This window comes from Xanthomonas euroxanthea, assembly GCF_903989455.1.
Lineage (GTDB): Bacteria > Pseudomonadota > Gammaproteobacteria > Xanthomonadales > Xanthomonadaceae > Xanthomonas > Xanthomonas euroxanthea.
Genome location: NZ_LR861803.1, coordinates 2,673,915 through 2,693,675, shown reverse-complemented (window position 1 = coordinate 2,693,675; position 19,761 = coordinate 2,673,915). Strand labels below are relative to the sequence as shown.

Below are 19,761 nucleotides of genomic sequence, written 5' to 3'. Positions count from 1 at the left end.
CAATCGGGCTCTCCTCGACCAAAACCAAACCGCCAGCAACCCGGGCTTTCCTCAATCAACACCAGGACGCCAGCTGATCAGCGTTCCTCAGCCAACCAGCTTCCACCCGGCTATCCAGCGCGGGATGCGGCCCACAAATCAGCCAGCCCGCACCTGCCGCACGATCGCCGCAGCCTTGGCCGAGCTTTCCTTGACATTGTCCCACTGGCCCTGGGCCAGCCAGTCCTTGGGCACCATCCACGAGCCGCCGATGCACAGCACGTTCGGCTGCGACAGGAACTCGGCCGCGTTGGCTTCGCTGATGCCGCCGGTGGGGCAGAGCTTGAGCTCGGACAGCGGACCGGCCAGGCCCTTGAGCATCTGCAATCCCCCCACGGCGGTGGCCGGGAACAGCTTGCAGACGCGGAAGCCCAGGCCCATCAGGGTCAGCAGCTCGGTCGGCGTGGCCGCGCCAGGCACTGCGGGAATCGGCGCGTCGGCCAGCAGGCGCGCCAGCGGCGCCGGCGTGCCGGGGGTGACCAGGAAGTCCGCACCGGCATCCACCGACTGACGCAGTTGCAGCTCGCTCAGCACGGTGCCGGCGCCGATCACGATGTCGGGCAGCTCGCGCTTGAGCATGGCCAGTGCGTCGATCGCGACCGGAGTGCGCAGGGTCAGCTCGATCGCGGGCAGGCCGCCTTCGAGCAGCGCATCGGCGACGCGGCGGGCCTGGTCCAGCGTGTCCACGGTGACCACCGGCAGGATGCCGGCGTCGCGCAGCAGCTGTTCGGCGGTGTTCTGGGTCTGGGCAATCGTCATTGCAACTCCGGTAGACGGCGACCGCAGGGCGGTCGCGCAGAGGGAAGGGGAATCAGGCGTCCTTGGACTCGTGCGGTGCGGCGGCGGCCTCGGCATCGGCACCGAGTTCGTACTCGGCGTCGTAGCTCCACAGTGCGCCGTCCGGACGGGTCGGGCCGCAGGAAATCGAGATGGCGCCCTGGTCGGCGGGGCCAACCACCTGGCGGTTGATCGCGAACAGGTTGCGTCCCAGGTCGTTGCCGGCCACCGAGGTGTTCGGCGCGACCTCGCGCGATGCCCACTCTTCGGCCGACACCAGCACTTCCAGCGTGCCGGCTTCGCCGTCCAGGCGCACGATGTCGCCTTCGCGCACACGCCCGATCGGACCGCCGCGTGCGGCTTCCGGGGTCATGTGGATCGCCGCCGGGAACTTGCCCGAGGCGCCGGACAGACGGCCGTCGGTGACCAGCGCCACGCGCCGGCCCTGGTTCTGCAACAGGCCCAGCAGCGGCGCCATCGAGTGCAGTTCCGGCATGCCATTGGCACGCGGACCCTGGTAGCGCAGCACCACCACGAAATCGTGCGGCAGCACGCCGGCGGCATGCAGCTTGTTGAGCACCTGCGGCGTATCGATCACCACCGCCGGCGCCTCGATCGTGCGGTGCTGCGGCTTGACCGCCGACAGCTTGATCAGCGAACGGCCCAGGTTGCCGCGCAGCAGGCGCAGGCCGCCCTGCGACTCGAACGCGGCGCTGACCGGGCGCGCCACGCTGTCGTCGGCGGTGGTCGCGGTGCCGGGCACATACACGATCTTGCCGTCCTGCAGGCGCGGCTCGTTGGCGTAGGCGCGCATGCCGCCCTCGACCACGGTGGGCAGGTCGTCGTGCATCATCCCGGCGTCCATCAGCTCGCGGAACACGAACGCGGTGCCGCCCGCGGCCTGGAAGCGGTTCACGTCGGCTTCGCCGTTGGGGTAGATGCGGGTCAGCAACGGCACGGTCTGCGAGATCAGGTCCATGTCGTCCCAGGTCAGCACGATGCCGGCCGCGCGCGCCACCGCAATCCAGTGGATGGTGTGATTGGTCGAGCCGCCGGTGGCCATCAGCGCGACCACGGCGTTGACGATGGCGCGCTCGTCGATCAGGCGACCGAACGGACGGAAGTCCTGGCCCAGCGCGGAGATTGCCAGCGCACGCGCGGTGCCCTCGCGGGTCAGCGCATCGCGCAACTGCAGTTCGGGGTTGACGAACGAGGCGCCGGGCAGCTGCACGCCCATCGCTTCGAGCAACACCTGGTTGGAGTTGGCGGTGCCGTAGAAGGTGCAGGTGCCGGGCGAGTGATACGAGGACGATTCGGCTTCCAGCAATTCGGCGCGGGTGGCTTCGCCAGCGGCGTAGCGCTCGCGCACTTCGGCCTTCTGCTTGTTCGGAATGCCTGGCGTCATCGGGCCGGCCGGCATGAACAACGCCGGCAGGTGCCCGAACGCCAGCGCGCCGATCAAAAGGCCCGGCACGATCTTGTCGCACACGCCCAGGTACACCACGCTGTCGAACATGTCGTGGCTCAGGCCGATCGCCGTGGCCTGGGCAATGTTGTCGCGCGAGAACAGCGACAGCTCCATGCCCGCGCGGCCCTGGGTCACCCCGTCGCACATCGCCGGCACGCCGCCGGCAACCTGCGCGGTGGCGCCGAGCGTACGCGCGGTCTCACGGATCAGCTGCGGGTAATGCTCGAACGGCTGGTGTGCCGAGAGCATGTCGTTGTAGGCGGTGATGATGCCCAGGTTGGGCGTGGCCGCACCGCGCAGGCGCGACTTGTCGGTCGGCTCGGACGCAGCGAAACCATGCGCAAGATTGCCGCAGCTCAGACGGCTACGGAACGGACCCTCGCGCAGGGCGGCATCGAGACCGGCCAGATACGCCGCGCGCGACGGCGCGCTGCGCTTGCGGATACGGTCGGTGACAGCTTGGATGTTCGGATGCAGGCTCATTGGCTACCGGCTATGAGAAACGGGGGAAGAAAGTAATCACGCTTGTTAGATACCCGCACATGGATGTGCGGGCTGTTGCGAGGGATTCGCACATTTGAATCCCCGCACATGGAAGTGCGGGCTGTTGCGAGGGACTCGCACTCAAGCACACCAGTGAACCCGCAACTTCGGGCCCGGCTGCTGCAGCGCCACCCGGATCGGATACTCGCTGACATCATCGCCCGCCAGCGCAGCCTGCAACACGTCAAGCTTCTGCTTGCCGCGCAGCAGCAGCAAGCGGGTCGGGATGGTGGCCAGCCCGGCCGGTGTCAGCGTGATCCGCAGCGGCCACTGATTCGAACCGGGGCAGCCGGTGGCATCCAGCGAGGCATAGGGCTGCGGGCTGGACAGCGCCTTGCTCAAGTCGGTCGAGCCCGGAAACAACGAGGCGGTGTGGCCGTCGCCGCCCATGCCCAGCACTGCCAGGCATGCGGGTTCGGCATGCCTGGCCTGCAGGTTCGCGGTGTGCACGCACTCGGGCAACTGCTTGCCCGGGCGCACCAGCGGAATGAAGGTCGCCGCCGGTGCATGGGTCAAGAAGCTGTGATTGACCAGCCAGGCGTTGCTGTCCTGATCCTGCGGCGAGAGCCAGCGTTCATCGACCAGGCCCACTTCCACCCGCGACCAGTCCAGCGGACGGTGGGCGAGGGATTCGTACACCGGCGCCGGTGTGGTGCCGCCGGACAGCAGCATGCGCGCCTGGCCGCGGCGCGAAATCTCCTGTTCCAGCAGGTCGGCCATCTCGCTGGCGACCGCCTCGGTCCATTCGGCCGGGTCTTCGTAGCGCACCAGTGTGATGCGCGGATTGTCCTGCAGGTTCATCGCTGCTCCCCTGGATGCTGACGCTGCGCATCCACCGCATAGGCGGCGGCACCGAGCAGGCCGGCATGCGGATGCATGACCGCCAGCGACGGCACCCGCGACATGATCGCGGAGAAGCGTCCCTTGTGTTCGAAGCGCTGGCGGAAGCCGGAATGCTGCAGCGAATCCAGCACCTTGGGCACCAGCCCGCCAGTGAGGAACACGCCGTCCCAGGCGCCCTGCATCAGCACCATGTCGCCGGCGATCGCGCCGAAGATGGCGCAGAACAGATCGATGGTGCGCGACGAGCGTGGGTCGCCCGCCGCCGCACGTGCGGTGATGTCCTTGGGCTGCAACGGACCCGGGTCGACCCCGGCGATCTCGCTGAGCGCGCGGTGGATGTTGACCAGGCCGGGGCCGCAGATCAGACGCTCGTTGGAGACCCGGCCGAACTGCTCGGACAGGATCTCCAGGATGCGGATCTCCTCTGGCGTTCCGGGCGGGAAGCTGACGTGGCCGCCTTCGGTTTCCAGCGGGAAACAGCGTCCGTTGCGGATGATCAGCCCGCCCACGCCCAGCCCGGTGCCCGGGCCGATCACGCCGTAGTTGCGCGCCTGATCGATCGGCGCCGGCCGCCAGCTGGCGCCGCCAACCTGCACCACGTCCTGCGGGCGCAGCAGGCTGATCGCCATAGCCTGCGCGGCGAAGTCGTTGATCAGGTGCAGGGTGCTGAAGCCCAGCATCGCCGCGGTGCGCGAGCGCGAGATCACCCACGGATGGTTGGTGATGCGTGCCTCGTCGCCATCCACGCGGCCGGCCACGGCAAACACGCCCTGGGTGGCCTGCACGCCGATCTGGTCGAGGTAGTAACGCGCGGCTTCGCCGAGCGAGCCGAAATCGACCACCGCAAATTCGCGCGAGGTGTCATCCAGCAGCGGTACCGAGGCGTCGACGTCGGCCAGCGCGAAGCGCGCATTGGTTCCGCCGATATCGGCAACCAGCACCGGCTTGGAAGGAGCGGTCATGCGGTGTGTCCCTGTGCGTCGGTGGCGGGGGGCAGGAAGGGGGCCGCGGCATCGGGGCCCCAACTGCCGGCCGGGTAGGGCTGCAGTGGCAACTGCGCGTCTTTCCAGGCATCGCTGACGCTGTCGATCCACGACCAGGCGGCCTTGACCTCGTCGTCGCGCACGAACAGCGCCGGGTTGCCGTTGAAGGCATCCACGAACAGGCGCTCGTAGGCGATGCGCCGGTGCAGGCCGGTTGGCACCGACAGTTCCAGTTCCAGCGGCTGCAGCTCGATCGCCCCCCATTCCGGGCCGGCCAGGCTGCTCATCAGGCCGAGCTCGATGTTTTCCTGCGGCTGCAGCTGGAAGGTCAGCCGGTTGGGCACCGCGTTCTGCCGGTCCGGGCGCTCGAACAGCCAATGCGTCACCGGCTTGAGCGTGACCACGATGCGGGTAGAGCGCTCGGCCAGACGCTTGCCGGTGCACAGATGGAACGGCACCCCGGCCCAGCGCCAGTTGTCGATATGCGCGGTCACCGCGACGAAGGTTTCCACATCGCTGCCTTCCGGCGGGTGATAGGCCTGCGCCGGCTGGCCATTGATGCTGCCGGCGGTGTAGCGGCCGCGCACGCTGTCATGGGCGGCATGCTCGGCGGTCATCGGGCGCAGGGCGCGCAGCACCTTGACCTTCTCGTCGCGGATGCGGTCGGCTTCCAGCGAGGCCGGCGGCTCCATTGCCACCAGGCACAACAGCTGCAGGATGTGACTCTGCACCATGTCGCGCAGCGCGCCGGAGCGGGCGTAATAGGCATCGCGCCCGTCCACGCCTTCGCTTTCGGCCACCAGGATCTGTACCGACTCGATGTAGGTGCGGTTCCACACCGCCTCCAGCAGCGTATTGCCGAAGCGCAGCGCGATCAGGTTCTGCACCGCCGCCTTGCCCAGGTAATGGTCCAGGCGGAACACGCGGTCTTCGTCGATCAGCGCGCCGATCGACTGCAGGATCTCGCGGGCGCTGTCCGAATCGTGGCCGATCGGCTTTTCCAGCATCAGCCGGTGCGGTGCGGCCAGCGCGCCGCCCAGCGCCAGGCCCTGGCAGGTGCTGATGTACAGGCCCGGCGGAATCGCCAGATAGCTCACACACTGGCGGTTGGCCAGCTCGCGCACGGCATTGGCCACCGACTCGGCATCGCGCAGATCCACCGAGCGGTAGTCGACCCGCTGCAGCAGCGTCTGGATCTGCTCGGGCGTGGCGATCGGCAGCGCGGCGGCCAGGCGCGGGCGCAGGACCTCGCGGAAGGCCTCGGTGTCGTGCGGCGACAACGCCAGCGCACGGATACGGAAATCCTCCGGCAGCAGGCCGTCGACGAACAGTCGCAGCAGGGACGGGAAGAGATAGCGCTGGGCGAGATCGCCGGTGGCGCCGAACAGGATCAGGGTGTTATGCATGGACCGAATTTCAGATTCTGGAGACATCGTGATCAGCAGCTGGTCGGAAAGGCGCCGGACAGCCGGCGGTCGGTATGTCTGTTCCTGAGCGTCACTGGCGTGCGCGCAGCGGGGGATGGACGCGCGCGCCCAGTCCCCGATTGTTGCAGCAAGTGGCCGTCAGCGGTTAGCGCCGCGGCGGTAGACCTGCCCATGCGTGGCCGGATGCCGGCCCTTGCACGGTAGGCTGCACCGCTTGAAACAGCGGCTTGGGTTGGTGGCGGCATGGTCCCTCCCGAGATCGATGTTGCCATGTGAAAACGATTACATGTCAGAATAAACCAATGCATTCGTTTGCAGGAGATTTCCTTGCAGGCGCATGTGGCGTCACCGCCGTCGGGAGGGCCGAGGGCAGGGCGCACAACTTACGTTGAGGCCGAAGATGGCGAAAGTGCAGTTGGAAGGTGTCCGCAAGGTCTACGAGAACGGCCAGGTCGCGGTGCAGGGTGCGAGTTTCGAGGTCGCCGATGGCGAGTTGATGGTGCTGGTCGGTCCGTCCGGCTGCGGCAAGTCGACCCTGTTGCGCATGATCGCCGGGCTCGAGGACATCAGTGCCGGCACGTTGAAGATCGGCGAGCGTGTGGTCAACGACGTGGCTCCGAAGGACCGCGACATCGCCATGGTGTTCCAGAGCTATGCGCTCTACCCGCACATGACCGTGGCCGAGAACCTGGCCTTCGGGCTCAAGTTGCGCGGCCACCCCAAGCAGGTCATCGCCGAACGGGTCAACAACGCCGCCGAGCTGCTGGGGCTGACCCCGATGCTCGACAAGCTGCCCAAGGCGATGTCCGGCGGCCAGCGTCAGCGCGTGGCGCTGGGACGGGCGATGGTGCGCGAGTCGTCGGTGTTCCTGCTCGACGAGCCGCTGTCCAATCTGGATGCCAAGCTGCGCCACAGCGTGCGCACCGAGATCGCGCAGCTGCATCGCAAGCTGGGCACCACGATGATCTACGTCACCCACGATCAGGTCGAGGCGATGACGCTGGGTCAGCGCATCGTGGTGCTCAAGGACGGGGTGATCCAGCAGATCGACAGCCCGATGGCGCTGTACGACCGCCCGGCCAATCTGTTCGTGGCCGGATTCCTGGGCAGCCCGGCGATGAACGTGCTGCAGGGGCGCCTGGATGAGCAGGACGGCCTGCATCTGGTCATGGCCGATGGCTGGCGCGTGCCACTGGGTGCGGCCCGCATCGATCGCAGCTGGTTCGGTCGCGACGTGATCGTCGGCGTACGCCCGGAGCACCTGCAACCGTCAAGCGATGCCGCACTGGGCTTCGATGCGCGTATCGATGTGATCGAGCCGGTCGGCAACGAGATCTTCCTCAACCTCGACCGTGGCGGCCAGCCGCTGGTGATCCGTGTCGCACCGCAGGCCTTGCCGGCGGTAGGCGAGCCGCTGCGCCTGGCGCTGCGCAGCGAGGCGCTGCACTTCTTCGACCCGGCCAGCGGCGAACGGCTGGCGCCGGCCTAACGCGCCAGACCCTGCACGAACGCAAGCGGGCGGGCCGCATGCGCGCCCGCCTGCAGCACGGCGTCGGCCTCCAAGGTCAGCTCCAGCGGCAACACCGCCAGCGCGAGATCGCCCGCCACGCTGACCAGCGTGCCGACGGTGGTCTCGCCCAGCAGCACGGCCTGGCCCGGTTCGGCGGCGGCATCACCGACGGCCGCCCCGACCTGCAGTAGTTGCAGCGCACGCTTGGCCTTGCCCAGGAAATGCGTCCGCGCAACGATTTCCTGGCCCGGATAGCACCCCTTTTTGACGCTGAAGGCGTGCAGGCGATCCAGCGCCAGCTGTTGCGGCGTCCATTGCTCGCGCTGCGCGTCGGGCAGGCGCGCCAGCCCCAGTTGCAGGTCCGCACGGCGCCAATCGGCGTCCATGCGGGCAGATTCGATAGGCGCGGCCAATGCCTGCTGGTCTGACAGCACGACCAGGGTGCGCGGCAGGGCAGGGCTGCCCATGTCCAATTCGATACGCTGCGTTCCGATATCGGCCTTCGCGCCTTGCGCGCGCGCCGGTGTGGCGAAGCCGCCATAGGCCGAAAGCGCCGCCACGCTGATCTTGAGCTTGCGTCGGAACACAAAACGGCCGAGTTGCGCCGCGATCCCGGCCGCATCGCCGTCGGGCAGCAGCAGCAACAGGTGCGTGTCGTCCTCACGCAGGAGTGCGAAGATGGCGATCACGCGCCCCTTCGCTGTCAACCACGCATTCCATTGCCACTGCCCGGTCGCCAGCGCCTGTACGTCGTTGGCAAATTGCGCATGCGCGAACGCCACTGCATCCGTCCCGGTCAAGCGGACGTATTGCATGTCGTGCAGGGAGCCAAAACCCTGCGGAATAAGATTCAGGTTGTCAGCCACGGAAGGGGAGGACTAAAATCGCAATGTTGTGAGACCACTATGATAGGCCATCCAACCCCCACCCCAGCGCAGGATTCCGAGACGCAGCCTTCTCCTCAGGAGCATATTCCCGAGAAGCAGCCACTGCCCAAGGAAATTGGTGGACGCGACGGCCCTGAGCCAACGCGCTACGGCGACTGGGAAAAAAATGGACGCTGCATCGATTTTTGAGCAGCTTTTAGCCACAGCGGCCTAGTGCCGCCCAGCCGAGATACGAGCCCAGCGAATGGCGATCCGCGAACGTCCTCTTTCCCCGCATCTCCAGGTGTACCGCTGGCAGATACAGATGGTGACCTCGATTCTCAATCGAGCCACCGGCATCGTACTGTCCATCGGCGCTCTGGCGATTGCCGCCGCCCTGCTGACGTTGATGCTCGGCCCCGACCACTGGAATTGTTTCCGCGCGCACGCCGGCGCCTGGTACGGGCAAGTGTTCCTGTTCGGCTGGACTTGGTGCTTTGCGTTCCATCTGTTTGGCGGCCTGCGCCACATCCTGCAGGACTTCGGGCAGGGCTATGCAGTGCGCTCGTTCGTCAGCCTCGGCTGGCTGTCGCTGATCCTGAGCTTCGTGCTCACCGCTGCCATCTGGGCATATGTGCTGCTGGCCGGAGGTGCCGTATGAACCGCTACCGTACCCCGTTGAAGAACGTGCGTGGCCTGGGTGCCGCCAAGACCGGTACCGAACACTTCGTGGTGCAGCGCCTGACCGCCACCGCCCTGGTGCCGCTGTCGATCTGGTTCCTGATCTTCGTGCTGAGCCTGATCGGTGCCGACCACGCCGCAGCCAGTGCCGCCGTGGCCAAGCCGTGGAACGCGATTCTGTTGGTCGGCTTCCTGATCGCCTCGTTCTGGCATGCGCAGCTGGGCATGCAGGTGGTGCTGGAAGATTACGTGCACAACTCGCTGCTGGCGCTTGCGGCGCAGACGATCGTGCGCTTCGTCGCCGTGCTGGGCGCCATTGTCAGCGTGTTTGCCGTGGCGCGTATTGCGCTTGGCATCAGCTGAGCCGTCCGCGACCAAACAGGAATCCATAATTCGATGTCCGCTTACAAGATCACAGAACACAAGTACGACATGGTCGTGGTGGGCGCCGGCGGTGCCGGCCTGCGCGCCACCTTCGGCCTGGCCCAGAAGGGCTTGCAGACCGTCTGCCTGACCAAGGTCTTCCCGACCCGTTCGCACACCGTGGCGGCACAGGGTGGTATTTCGGCCGCGCTCGGCAACATGGGCGAAGACGACTGGCGCTATCACTTCTACGACACCATCAAAGGCTCCGATTGGCTGGGTGACCAGGACGCAATCGAGTACATGTGCCGCGAGGCGATCCCGGCCATCATCGAGCTCGAGCACTACGGCGTGCCGTTCTCGCGTACCGAAGATGGCAAGATCTACCAGCGCCCGTTCGGTGGCATGACCACCAAGTACGGTGAGGGCCCGTCCGCGCAGCGCACCTGCGCGGCGGCCGACCGGACCGGTCACGCGATGCTGCATACGCTGTATCAGCAGTCCTTGGCGCACAACGCGCGCTTCATGATCGAGTACTTCGCGCTCGACCTGATCTTCGACGAAGAGGGCGTCTGCCGCGGCGTACTGGCGCTGGACATGGCCGATGGCAGCCTGCATCTGTTCCGCGCCCATGGCGTGGTGCTGGCAACCGGCGGCTATGGCCGCGCCTACTTCAGTGCCACCTCCGCGCACACCTGTACCGGTGACGGCGGCGGCCTGGTGATGCGTGCTGGCCTGCCGGTGCAGGACATGGAGTTCGTGCAGTTCCATCCCACCGGCATCTACGGCGCGGGCTGCCTGATCACCGAGGGCGTGCGTGGCGAAGGCGGCATCCTGCGCAACAGCAACGGCGAGCGCTTCATGGAGCGCTATGCACCGCATTACAAGGATCTGGCCTCGCGCGACGTTGTCTCGCGCTCGATGACCGTGGAGATCCGCGAAGGCCGCGGCGTGGGCGAGCACAAGGACCACATCCTGCTCGACCTGACCCACCTCGGTCCGGAAGTCATCAACGAAAAGCTGCCCGGCATCGCCGAGAGCGCGCACATCTTTGCCGGTGTGGACGTGACCAAGCAGCCGATTCCGGTGCTGCCGACCGTGCACTACAACATGGGCGGCATTCCAACCAACTTCTACGGCGAAGTCGTGCGCAAGCAGGGCGACAACCCGGATGCGGTCGTGCCGGGCCTGTATGCAATCGGCGAAGCCGCCTGCGTGTCGGTGCACGGCGCCAACCGCCTGGGTTCCAATTCGCTGCTGGATCTGGTGGTGTTCGGCCGTGCGGTGGCCAACCGTTGCGCCGAGACGGTCAAGCCCAACCAGCCGCACAAGACGCTGCCGTCCGATGTCTGTGACAAGGCGCTGGGCCTGCTGGACAAGTTGCGCTACGCCAACGGCTCCACGCCGACCTCGGTGATCCGCGACAACATGCAGCGCACTATGCAGTCGGACGCGGCCGTGTTCCGTACCAGCAAGACGCTGAAGGAAGGCGTCGACAAGATGGCCGAGATCTTTGCCAGCTTCGAGGACGTCAAGGTCTCGGACCGCTCGCTGGTGTGGAACTCGGACCTGATCGAAACCTACGAGTTGAACAACCTGCTGCTCAACGCGGTGGCCACGATCAACTCGGCCGAGCAGCGCCACGAAAGCCGCGGCGCGCACTCGCACGAAGACTTCCCGGACCGCGACGACGTCAACTGGCAGAAGCACACGCTGGTCACCGTCGACGACAAGGGCAAGTGCGAGTTCGAATATCGCCCGGTGCACATGTACACGCTGAGCAAGGACGTGGACGTGGTCCCGCCGAAGCCGCGCGTTTACTGATCGATGCGCATGGACCGATCCGCTTGTGCGTTGCCTCCGCCGGCCGGCCTGTCCGGACATGGCAGCGGCGCACCGTTGCAGGCGGATCGTGTCCTGACGCAGCGGCAACGCCGGCACGCCGCCGGCCGTTGCGCCACCGCTTCGGCAGTGGCGTCCGTCATCTTTACCTTCATGCGCACGGTGCGGTCGTCTTCCGCACCGCGCATCGCCTGAGCCAACGAGAGCAGCTATGGCAGAGTTCACCCTCCCCAAGAATTCAAAGATCGGCAAGGGCAAGCATTACCCTGCGCAGGGCGCCAAGAACACGCGCACCTTCAAGGTCTACCGCTGGGATCCGGATGGCGAGGCCAACCCGCGTACCGACAGCTACGAGATCGATCTCGACAAGTGCGGCCCGATGGTGTTGGACGCGCTGATCAAGATCAAGAACGAGATCGACCCGACGCTGGCGTTCCGTCGCTCCTGCCGTGAAGGCATCTGCGGCTCGTGCGCGATGAACATCGACGGCACCAACACGCTGGCCTGCACCAAGGCGATTGCCGCCTGCGGCAAGGCCGAGGTGCCGATCTATCCGCTGCCGCACATGAGCGTGATCAAGGACCTGGTGCCGGATCTGACGCATTTCTACGCGCAGTACGCATCGATCAAGCCGTGGATCCGCACCCAGACCCCGCCGCCGCCGGACCGCGAGCGCCTGCAGTCGCCGGAAGACCGCCGCAAGCTCGATGGTCTGTACGAGTGCATCCTGTGCGCCTGCTGCTCGACCAGCTGCCCGAGCTACTGGTGGAATGGCGAGCGTTATCTGGGCCCGGCGATCCTGCTGCAGGCGTATCGCTGGATCATCGACTCGCGCGACGAAGACACCGGTGCGCGCCTGGACGACCTGGAAGATCCGTTCAAGCTGTATCGCTGCCACACCATCATGAACTGCGCGCGGACCTGCCCGAAGGGCCTGAATCCGGCGCTGGCCATTGCCGAGATCAAGAAGCTGATGATGGCGCGTCGCGCCTGATCGCAGGTATGAAGTCCCGCCTTGGCGGGGGAGAGGGTTCACAGCGGCACCGGCCCTTGGTCTGGTGCCGCTGTCGTTTTCGGCGCCGCGTCAGGCGAGGAGAGTGAGATGGATGAACAAGTCCTGCTGAAGAAACTGCGCTGGCGTTGCCGGCGCGGCATGCGCGAGCTCGATCAATTGTTCGGGCGCTATCTGGATCAACGCTGGGCGCAGGCTTCTGAGTCCGAGCGCGCGGTTTTCCTACAGCTGCTGGATTGCGAAGACGATAAGTTGTGGCGCTGGTTCATGGGATACGAGACCTGCCCCGATGCCGCCAACGCCGCGCTCATCGCCGATATTCGCGCCATGCCGGCTTGAATGGCGCCCCTCGCGCGGGTTGGTCTGCGCACTGGGCGTGCTGAGTGCGCTCGCGTTGTGGGCGCTCTGGCGTAGCGGGGTGCCGCCGTGGTTGGCAGTGTTGTTGGCGGTCTATGCAGTGGTGGCGGGCGGCCGATCGTTACGCGTGCTGTTGCGTTCGCCAGCATGCGAGGTGATCGTGCCGTGGGGCCAAACGCCCGCCAGCGTTGACGGCAAGCAGGTGCAAGGCCTGCAGGTGGCATGGCGCGGCCCGATCGCGGTGGTGTCGTGGACTGGCCCGGATGCACGTCGCCGGCGCCTGCATTTCTGGCCGGATACCTTGCCGGTGGCGCAGCGACGTGAACTGCGTCTGGCCGCTCAGGCACACGCCATTTCGTCCGGGCAGCTGCAAGTGGCACCATAGCGTCCCTTTCCTGGTTGAACCGCATGTTCAAACCTATCCCGGTTGCCATCGGCTTGCGCTACCTGCGTGCCAAGCGGCGCAATGGCTTCATCTCGTTTATCTCGATGGCATCGATCCTGGGCATCGCCCTGGGCGTGACCGTGCTGATCACCACGCTGGCGGTGATGAGCGGTTTCCAGAAGGAGATCCGCGACCGTCTGCTGCAGATGGCCGCGCATGCCACCGTCAGCGCGGACGGCGCGCCGATGCACGACTGGCAGCATGCGGTCGAGGTCGCCATGGCCGATCCGCGCATCGCCGGTGCCGCGCCGTATATCGAAACCGAATCGCTGTTGCAGGGCCCGCGCAAGCAGCCGGCAATCGTGCGCGGCATCGTTCCTGCCGAAGAAGGCAAGGTGTCGGTACTGGCCAAGAAGATGCAGCAGGGGTCGGTCGACAGCCTGACCCCGGGCTCCTACAACATCGTCATCGGCAAGGAGCTGGCGATCTGGCTGGGCGTGGACGTGGGCGACAGCATCGTCGTGCTGCTCAGCGATACCCAGGCCACGCCGCTGGGTGCGATGCCGCGGCTCAAACGCTTCACTGTCAGCGGAATCTTCGAGGCGGGCTACAACGAGATCGACCGCGGCCTGGCCGTGGTCAACATGCAGGACCTGGCGCGCGTGCTGCGCATGGACGGTGTCACCGGCGTGCGGCTGCGCCTGCACGACATGGACCAGGCCTGGCCGGTTGCGCGCGATCTGGCGGTGAAGTTGCATGGTCCGTACCGGGTCAGCGACTGGACCCAGGAGAACGCCAACCTCTACCACTCGTTGAAGATGGAAAAGACCGTGATGGGCATCCTGCTGTCGCTGATCGTGGCGATGGGTGCGTTCAACCTGGTGTCCTCGCAGGTGATGCTGGTCACCGACAAGCAGGCCGATATCGCCATCCTGCGCACCCTGGGCCTGTCGCCTGCGGGCGTGATGCAGGTGTTCATGGTGCAGGGTTCGTTGATCGGCTTCATGGGCACGATCATGGGCGTGATCGGCGGCATCGTGCTGACGCTCAATCTGGAACGCATCCTGGGCGTGATCGAGACGATCTTCAGCGTCAAGCTGCTGCCCGAGGACGTGTATTACATCACCGGGTTGCCGACCGACATGCAGACCCAGGACGTGGTGGTGATCACCGTCGTTGCGCTGGTGATGAGCTTCCTGGCGACCCTGTATCCGGCATGGCGCGCGTCGCGGACCCAACCGGCGGAGGCGCTGCGTTATGAATGAGATCAGGGAATCGGGATTCGGGAATCGGGAATCGGCCGTGCAGACGTCAAGCCACGCAGAAGCAGTGATCCGCGCCGAGGGTCTGGGCAAGACCTATGCCGAAGGCAAGATGCGCACACCGGTGTTCGATCGATTGGATCTGACCGTGGCGACCGGCGAGACCGTGGCCATTGTCGGTGCCTCCGGTGCGGGAAAGAGCACGCTGCTGCATCTGCTCGGCGGGCTGGATGTTCCGACCTCGGGCGAGGTGTATGTGGCAGGCCGGCGCATGTCGGCGTTGTCCGATGGCGAGCGCGGCAAGTTGCGCAATCAGGCCCTGGGCTTCGTGTACCAGTTCCATCACCTGTTGCCGGAATTCACCGCGCTGGAAAACGTGATGATGCCGGTGCTGTTGTCCGGAAAAGAGGTCGCGCTTGCCCGGGCGCAGGCCTTGCAGCTGCTGGAATCGGTCGGGCTCGGACATCGCATCGAACACAAGCCCAGCGAGTTGTCCGGTGGCGAGCGCCAGCGTGCGGCCGTGGCGCGTGCGCTGGTGAACAAGCCGGGCTGCGTGCTGGGCGATGAGCCAACCGGCAACCTGGACGACAAGACCGCCGAGACCGTGTTCGAGCTGATGCTGGAACTCAATCGTGCACAGCGCACCAGCCTGGTCCTGGTGACCCACGACCGCAGTCTGGCGCGGCGTCTGGACCGCGTACTCGAGCTGCATCAGGGCAAGCTGCGCGAGCTGGCGCCGTCTGCGGTGTAGGACGCACTGCCTGGCCGTCGGGCCAATCCCTGACGGCTAGAGGGTGGTGAACTGCGGGTTTCCGATCGAAATCCCGTATCCGGTTACCGATGCATTTGTGTGATGGGCGACCGGATGGTGCGACATCCTGCTCGCGCTGCATGCAGCGCCCGCGAGCATCGTCGCGTCGATGCGCGCTTTGACAGGAAACGGTCGCCGCCACGTGGGTGACGACGACCGGGTGCATCAGGGAATGATGCGCTGCGCGCGCAGGCGCGTGAACAATTCCAGGAACGATGCACGGCTGTCGTAGAACTCCAGGAAGCCCAGCTCGCGGCTCTTGGTCATGTCGTTGACGCACTCGATCTCGCGGCCCAGGTCGGCATCGGTGTGCCACCAGGATGCCAGCCGGTTGACGTCGGCTTCCACCAGGCCATGCTGCTTGGCGATTTCGCTCCACACCGCCGGGGCGGTCTCGCTCAGGCGTGCCTCCAGCGGCATCGGGGTCTCGGGGCAGGGCGCAGCTTCGAGCCCGAAGAAGTCGGCAATCTGGCTCCACATCCAGCGCCAGCGGAACACATCGCCATTGACGGTGTTGAAGGCCTGATTGCGCGCGGCCGGGCTCAGGCCGGCCCAGGCCAGCTGCTTGCCGAGCAGGCCGGCGTCGGTCAGGTCGGTGAGGCTGTTCCACTGCGCCTGCGATCCGGGAAACACGAACGGCTGGCCGGTGTGCTTGCACAGCGACGCGTACACCGCCAGCGTCACGCCCATGTTCATCGCATTGCTGCCGTTGGCCATGCCGATCATGGTGTGCGAGCGATGCACGCTCCAGCCGAAGCCATGCTGCTCGGCATGCGCGAACAGCAGGTCTTCCAGCGTGTAATAGAAATTCTCGCCGGGCTGGCGTGGTTCGCTTTCGCGGAACGGGGTTTCGGCCTTGCCGCTACCGTAGTTCTCGAACGCGCCCAGGTAGTGCTTGGTGCCGGTGACCAGCGCCATGTGCTGCAGCGGCGCATCGCTCAGCGCTTCGCACAGATGCCGCATCATCGCGCCGTTGGCTTCGACGTTTTCGCGCTCGGTGTCGCGCCGGGTCCAGGTGCAGAAGAATACGTGGGTGATCGGCAGGCCACGCAGCGCCTTGCTGGTGCTCTCGGCATCCAGCAGATCGGCCGCAAGCGGGATCACGCCATCCTGAGGCAGCGGGCGCCGTGCCAGGCCGTAGACGGTCCAGCCGTCGGCCACCAGGACATTGGCGAGGTTGTAACCGGAAATGCCGGTGACGCCGACAATCAGTGCAGTGCCTTTACGCATGGGGGAAGCTCCTCGAAAACAGTGGCGAACATAGCGCGGCGGCCATGAAATCGAGGCGAATGCAGGCCGATACGGTCGATGTGCGGCCCGTACACACTGTCCTGCCCAGCGTGTTGCGCGTCTGTCGGGGGACGTTTCCCCGGCCGGATGTACCACGGCAGGCGCCGCCTTTTTCCTACCAGGCACAGCACCGATCGCTGCTGTGCCCGACACGGGCGCTGGCCTAACCTGGGTCGGTGGATGGACCACGGCCAGGATGGCGACCGACAGCATGCATGCGTCAGCACAGGCATCGCCTTCGCCGCGGCGCGTATCGACGATAACGATCGCAGCGGCATTGTTGCTGGGCATCGTGGTGTGCGCATGGTCGCCTGCGCTGCTGTCGCGTGCGGTCTATGCGGCCTGCCTTGGTGCAGCGGCGCTGGGCATCGGTGTCAGCACATGGCTGCGTTTGCGGCCAAGGGTGCTGGTGTGGGCGCTGGCCACCGCCGTTTTCGGTTTCGGGCTGATGGGCTGGCAGGTCGCCGGTGTCCTGCAGGCACAACTGCGTCCGCAGGATGAAGCGCAAGAACTGACGGTGCGCGGTCAGATCGTCGAATTGCCGGTCGCCGAGCCACGACGCACGCGCTTTCAACTGCGTGTGGATGACGATCCCGCGCAGCCTGCCGCACTGCGCGACAAACTGCTGCAGCTGGCCTGGTATGACGATTTCGGTGCCGAGCGGATGGGGCCTCGTGGTGCGCTGCGCGCAGGCGCAAGCTGGCAGCTGCGGCTCAAGCTGCGGGCGCCGCGTGGCTTGCGCAATCCTGGCGGGTTCGATGCCGAGCGGCAGGCGCTGGCACAGCGCATTGCCGCGACCGGCTATGTACGGGTGCCGGCCGCTGCGCAGCAGGTTGCGGCACCGCGTGGGGTGGATGCCTGGCGCGAAGGAATGTCGCAGCGCATTGCCGAGCGCGTGCCCGGGCCGTCGACGCCTTACCTGCGCGCGCTCGCGTTGGGCGACACGCGCGGGCTGGACGACGCGGCCTGGGCCACGCTGCGGGCGACCGGGCTCAGCCATCTGATTGCGATCTCGGGGTTTCATGTGGGGCTGGTCGCTGCATTCGTCGCCGTGCTGGTCGCCGGGCTCTGGCGTTGCTGGCTAGCGCTTGGAACCCGGATCCCGCGTGTCCACGCGGCGGCAGTCGCCGCCTTGTTCGGTGCAGGGGGTTATGCGGTGCTGGCGGGTCTGGCGCTGCCCACGGTGCGCACCGTGCTGATGATTGCCGTGGTCGCGTTGACGCGGGTGGTACGGCGCCGTGCCACCACCGCGCAGATCCTCGCGCTGGCGATGTTGGCAGTGCTGCTGTGGGATCCGCTGAGCGTGCTGGTGGCCGGCTTCTGGCTCAGCTTTGCCGGGGTGGCCTGGCTGGTGTGGTGTCTGCCAGCGGACGATCGCGCGATCGTGCGGGGCTTCCTGTCCGCCCAGACGGTGGCCACCGTCGGCCTGCTGCCGTTGACCGTCAGCCTGTTCGGGCAGGCATCGTTGGTGGGGCCATTGGCCAATCTGGTCGCCATTCCCTGGTGGACCTTCGTGGTGGTGCCACTTGCCTTGCTGGGGACTGCGCTGGAGGCACTTCATCCGGGCCTGGGCGTGTGGGCATGGCGATTGGCGGGCTGGTGCTTCGAGCTGTCCTGGCCGGGCCTGGTCTGGCTCGGGCAGACGTCGGTGGCGTTGTGGTGGGTGCCCGAGTCCGATGCGACCGCCTTGGTCGTGGCCCTGCTCGGCGCGTTCTGGTTGTTGCTGCCGCGCGGCACGCCCGGCAAATCGCTGGCGGTGCTGCTATGGCTGCCGCTGCTGTGGCCGGACCGCGAACTGCCTGCGGCGGGCGAGGCCGACGTGCAGGTGCTGGACGTGGGGCAGGGCCTGGCGGTGCTGGTGCGCACGCAACGGCATGCGCTGCTATTCGACACCGGGCCGGCGGTGCGCGATGGTTTCGATGCCGGTGAGCGGGTAGTGCTGCCGGCACTGCGCGCGCTCGGCTTGCGCCGCCTGGATGCCATCGTGCTCAGTCATGCCGACGCCGACCACGCTGGCGGCTATGCGGCAGTACGTGCGGGATTGCCCGTTGCAATGACGGCGGCGCCGCCACAGGCGCCGCTGGACGTCAGCACGCGCTGCCGTGCTGGCCAACAGTGGTCATGGGACGGTGTGCGCTTTCGCTTCCTGCATCCCAGCGCCGGTTTTCCGTATCTGCGCAATCAATCCAGTTGCGTGCTGCGTGTCGAGACGCGCCATGCAAGCGCGCTGTTGCCGGGCGATATCGGCGAGATCGTCGAGCGGCGCCTGCTGCGGCAGCATGCCCCGGAGTTGCGTGCCGATCTGGTGGTGGTGCCCCACCATGGCAGCGCCGACGGCTCGCATGCCGGCTTCATCGCCGCCACCGGCGCGCGGCTGGCGCTGGTGTCTTACGGACACGGCAATCGCTTCGGCCACCCGCGTGCCGAGGTGGTGCAGCGCTGGCAGGGCAGTGGCGCCGAGCTGCTCGACACGGCCCAGGCCGGGGCAATCCGGGTCTGGCTGGGCGCCGACGGCCTGCAGGTACGCGAGCGGCGGCGCTGGCAGCCACGGCTCTGGGATGCTGCGGAACGGCGGCGGTCGGCTGCTATCCTATCGACCAGCGAATAGGCGGCCGCGTTGCCGGAGGAATCGAATCGTGTTGGAGCTGGTCAAGGCAGGCGGTTGGCCGATGGTGCCGTTGCTGTTGCTGGGCGTGATCGCGCTGGCGATCGTGCTGGAGCGTCTGTGGAGCCTGCGCCGCAACGAGGTGACCCCGCCAGGTCTGGGCGAGGAGGTCCGCAACTGGGCCGCGCGCGGCAAACTGGATCCCAGCCACATCGAGTCGCTGCGGCGCAATTCGCCGCTGGGCGCTTTGCTGGCCGCAGCGCTGGACGTGCGCGGTCGTCCGCGTGAGTTGATTCGCGAGCGCATCGAGGACACCGGCCGGCATGTGGTGCACCGCATGGAGCGCTATCTGAATGCCTTGGGCACGATCGCTTCGGCCGGGCCGCTGCTGGGACTGCTGGGCACGGTGGTCGGCATGATCCAGATGTTCCTGGGCATCCTCGATCACGGCGTGGGCGATGTGAACCAGCTGGCCGGCGGCATCGGCAAGGCGCTGGTGTGCACGGCCACCGGCATGATCATCGCGGTACCGGCATTGATGGCGCATCGCTTCTTCAAGGGCCGCATCGCCGGTTACATCATCGAGATGGAGCAGGAAGCCACCTTGTTGCTGGACACGATGGACGGCCGCGTGGTGCCAGGCGCCGCGGCGCCGGTCGCGGCAGCTGGCAAACCTGTCATGGCAAAGGGCTGACGA

General features: G+C 66.6%; 19 protein-coding genes and 1 pseudogene. 13 read left to right on the top strand and 7 right to left on the bottom strand.

All coding sequences use genetic code 11. From position 1 onward, the window contains the following. Positions 1-138: 138 nt before the first annotated feature. From H7A86_RS11215 to zwf, 5 genes are all read right to left on the bottom strand, one after another. Entirely contained in the window at positions 139-798 is a 660-nt protein-coding gene (locus H7A86_RS11215) for a bifunctional 4-hydroxy-2-oxoglutarate aldolase/2-dehydro-3-deoxy-phosphogluconate aldolase (RefSeq protein ID WP_119131906.1), read from the bottom strand. A 52-nt stretch (positions 799-850) separates the two neighbouring features. Further along, entirely contained in the window at positions 851-2,767 is a 1,917-nt protein-coding gene (gene edd, locus H7A86_RS11210) for a phosphogluconate dehydratase (RefSeq protein ID WP_104650444.1), read from the bottom strand. A 141-nt stretch (positions 2,768-2,908) separates the two neighbouring features. Next, entirely contained in the window at positions 2,909-3,628 is a 720-nt protein-coding gene (gene pgl, locus H7A86_RS11205; protein WP_104582556.1) for a 6-phosphogluconolactonase, read from the bottom strand. Beyond that, positions 3,625-4,632, bottom strand: a complete 1,008-nt coding sequence (glk, locus tag H7A86_RS11200; protein ID WP_104533472.1) for a glucokinase — start codon at positions 4,630-4,632, stop codon at positions 3,625-3,627. Before glk ends, pgl begins: the two co-directional genes overlap by 4 nt. Then, on the bottom strand, positions 4,629-6,059 hold the full coding sequence (zwf, locus tag H7A86_RS11195) for a glucose-6-phosphate dehydrogenase (protein ID WP_115676951.1): 1,431 nt from the start codon (positions 6,057-6,059) through the stop codon (positions 4,629-4,631). Before zwf ends, glk begins: the two co-directional genes overlap by 4 nt. Before the next feature lie 421 nt (positions 6,060-6,480). Between zwf and H7A86_RS11190 the strand changes: the two genes are divergently transcribed. Further along, a complete protein-coding gene (locus tag H7A86_RS11190; RefSeq protein WP_115676952.1) occupies positions 6,481-7,569 on the top strand; it encodes an ABC transporter ATP-binding protein in 1,089 nt (362 codons plus the stop codon). Here H7A86_RS11190 and ygfZ read toward each other — a convergent pair. After that, complete coding sequence (ygfZ, locus tag H7A86_RS11185; RefSeq protein WP_119131907.1) at positions 7,566-8,456, bottom strand: CAF17-like 4Fe-4S cluster assembly/insertion protein YgfZ; 891 nt, start codon at positions 8,454-8,456, stop codon at positions 7,566-7,568. The genes H7A86_RS11190 and ygfZ overlap by 4 nt on opposite strands. Between ygfZ and H7A86_RS21185 the strand changes: the two genes are divergently transcribed. The 10 genes from H7A86_RS21185 to lolD all read left to right on the top strand — a co-directional run bounded on the left by H7A86_RS21185 (position 8,358) and on the right by lolD (position 15,109). Further along, on the top strand, positions 8,358-8,666 hold the full coding sequence (locus H7A86_RS21185; protein ID WP_326519755.1) for a DUF1674 domain-containing protein: 309 nt from the start codon (positions 8,358-8,360) through the stop codon (positions 8,664-8,666). The two genes, ygfZ and H7A86_RS21185, sit on opposite strands and share 99 nt — an antisense overlap. A 55-nt stretch (positions 8,667-8,721) precedes the next feature. Further along, complete coding sequence (gene sdhC, locus H7A86_RS11175; protein ID WP_104582560.1) at positions 8,722-9,117, top strand: succinate dehydrogenase, cytochrome b556 subunit; 396 nt, start codon at positions 8,722-8,724, stop codon at positions 9,115-9,117. Then, entirely contained in the window at positions 9,114-9,500 is a 387-nt protein-coding gene (gene sdhD / locus H7A86_RS11170) for a succinate dehydrogenase, hydrophobic membrane anchor protein (RefSeq protein ID WP_016902592.1), read from the top strand. The genes sdhC and sdhD overlap by 4 nt, the downstream gene beginning before the upstream one ends. 33 nt (positions 9,501-9,533) lie before the next feature. After that, positions 9,534-11,324 (top strand): succinate dehydrogenase flavoprotein subunit, encoded by a 1,791-nt coding sequence (gene sdhA, locus H7A86_RS11165; protein ID WP_104650447.1) that lies wholly within the window; start codon positions 9,534-9,536, stop codon positions 11,322-11,324. A gap of 9 nt (positions 11,325-11,333) precedes the next feature. Continuing rightward, positions 11,334-11,537: a hypothetical protein gene (locus tag H7A86_RS11160; protein ID WP_425509720.1), complete on the top strand. Its 204-nt coding sequence runs from the start codon at positions 11,334-11,336 to the stop codon at positions 11,535-11,537. Positions 11,538-11,553: 16 nt separating this feature from the next. Beyond that, positions 11,554-12,336: a succinate dehydrogenase iron-sulfur subunit gene (locus tag H7A86_RS11155; RefSeq protein WP_024938686.1), complete on the top strand. Its 783-nt coding sequence runs from the start codon at positions 11,554-11,556 to the stop codon at positions 12,334-12,336. A gap of 108 nt (positions 12,337-12,444) precedes the next feature. After that, positions 12,445-12,693 carry an FAD assembly factor SdhE gene (locus tag H7A86_RS11150; RefSeq protein ID WP_104582563.1) on the top strand — a complete coding sequence of 83 codons (249 nt, stop codon included), beginning with the start codon at positions 12,445-12,447 and terminating at the stop codon, positions 12,691-12,693. Beyond that, positions 12,644-13,096 (top strand): YgfX family protein, encoded by a 453-nt coding sequence (locus H7A86_RS11145; RefSeq protein WP_119131909.1) that lies wholly within the window; start codon positions 12,644-12,646, stop codon positions 13,094-13,096. The genes H7A86_RS11150 and H7A86_RS11145 overlap by 50 nt, the downstream gene beginning before the upstream one ends. Before the next feature lie 23 nt (positions 13,097-13,119). Beyond that, complete coding sequence (locus tag H7A86_RS11140; RefSeq protein WP_104596009.1) at positions 13,120-14,361, top strand: lipoprotein-releasing ABC transporter permease subunit; 1,242 nt, start codon at positions 13,120-13,122, stop codon at positions 14,359-14,361. Positions 14,362-14,470: 109 nt separating this feature from the next. Beyond that, positions 14,471-15,109, top strand: a complete 639-nt coding sequence (gene lolD, locus H7A86_RS11135; RefSeq protein WP_484607054.1) for a lipoprotein-releasing ABC transporter ATP-binding protein LolD — start codon at positions 14,471-14,473, stop codon at positions 15,107-15,109. 225 nt (positions 15,110-15,334) lie between these two features. On the opposite strand, the gene H7A86_RS11130 is transcribed toward lolD, so the two are convergent. After that, positions 15,335-16,399 carry an SDR family oxidoreductase gene (locus tag H7A86_RS11130; protein WP_104650449.1) on the bottom strand — a complete coding sequence of 355 codons (1,065 nt, stop codon included), beginning with the start codon at positions 16,397-16,399 and terminating at the stop codon, positions 15,335-15,337. A gap of 256 nt (positions 16,400-16,655) precedes the next feature. Between H7A86_RS11130 and H7A86_RS11125 the strand changes: the two are divergent. Together H7A86_RS11125 and H7A86_RS11120 are read left to right on the top strand one after the other, a co-directional pair. Beyond that, a pseudogene (locus H7A86_RS11125) lies at positions 16,656-19,202 on the top strand (DNA internalization-related competence protein ComEC/Rec2); the annotation flags it as partial. Continuing rightward, a complete protein-coding gene (locus H7A86_RS11120) occupies positions 19,096-19,758 on the top strand; it encodes a MotA/TolQ/ExbB proton channel family protein (protein ID WP_102581628.1) in 663 nt (220 codons plus the stop codon). The pseudogene H7A86_RS11125 and the gene H7A86_RS11120, both read left to right, overlap by 107 nt. The last annotated feature ends 3 nt before the right edge of the window (positions 19,759-19,761 follow it).

Coding starts and splice junctions, on each gene's coding strand:
- edd (WP_104650444.1), bottom strand. CDS start 2,767: ATGAGCCTGCATCCGAACATCCAAGCTGTCACCGACCGTATCCGCAAG.
- H7A86_RS11150 (WP_104582563.1), top strand. CDS start 12,445: ATGGATGAACAAGTCCTGCTGAAGAAACTGCGCTGGCGTTGCCGGCGC.
- glk (WP_104533472.1), bottom strand. CDS start 4,632: ATGACCGCTCCTTCCAAGCCGGTGCTGGTTGCCGATATCGGCGGAACC.
- pgl (WP_104582556.1), bottom strand. CDS start 3,628: ATGAACCTGCAGGACAATCCGCGCATCACACTGGTGCGCTACGAAGAC.
- zwf (WP_115676951.1), bottom strand. CDS start 6,059: ATGCATAACACCCTGATCCTGTTCGGCGCCACCGGCGATCTCGCCCAG.
- H7A86_RS11215 (WP_119131906.1), bottom strand. CDS start 798: ATGACGATTGCCCAGACCCAGAACACCGCCGAACAGCTGCTGCGCGAC.
- H7A86_RS21185 (WP_326519755.1), top strand. CDS start 8,358: ATGCGCGAACGCCACTGCATCCGTCCCGGTCAAGCGGACGTATTGCAT.
- lolD (WP_484607054.1), top strand. CDS start 14,471: ATGCGCACACCGGTGTTCGATCGATTGGATCTGACCGTGGCGACCGGC.
- H7A86_RS11160 (WP_425509720.1), top strand. CDS start 11,334: ATGGACCGATCCGCTTGTGCGTTGCCTCCGCCGGCCGGCCTGTCCGGA.
- sdhC (WP_104582560.1), top strand. CDS start 8,722: ATGGCGATCCGCGAACGTCCTCTTTCCCCGCATCTCCAGGTGTACCGC.
- sdhD (WP_016902592.1), top strand. CDS start 9,114: ATGAACCGCTACCGTACCCCGTTGAAGAACGTGCGTGGCCTGGGTGCC.
- H7A86_RS11155 (WP_024938686.1), top strand. CDS start 11,554: ATGGCAGAGTTCACCCTCCCCAAGAATTCAAAGATCGGCAAGGGCAAG.
- H7A86_RS11145 (WP_119131909.1), top strand. CDS start 12,644: ATGCCGCCAACGCCGCGCTCATCGCCGATATTCGCGCCATGCCGGCTT.
- H7A86_RS11140 (WP_104596009.1), top strand. CDS start 13,120: ATGTTCAAACCTATCCCGGTTGCCATCGGCTTGCGCTACCTGCGTGCC.
- sdhA (WP_104650447.1), top strand. CDS start 9,534: ATGTCCGCTTACAAGATCACAGAACACAAGTACGACATGGTCGTGGTG.
- H7A86_RS11190 (WP_115676952.1), top strand. CDS start 6,481: ATGGCGAAAGTGCAGTTGGAAGGTGTCCGCAAGGTCTACGAGAACGGC.
- H7A86_RS11130 (WP_104650449.1), bottom strand. CDS start 16,399: ATGCGTAAAGGCACTGCACTGATTGTCGGCGTCACCGGCATTTCCGGT.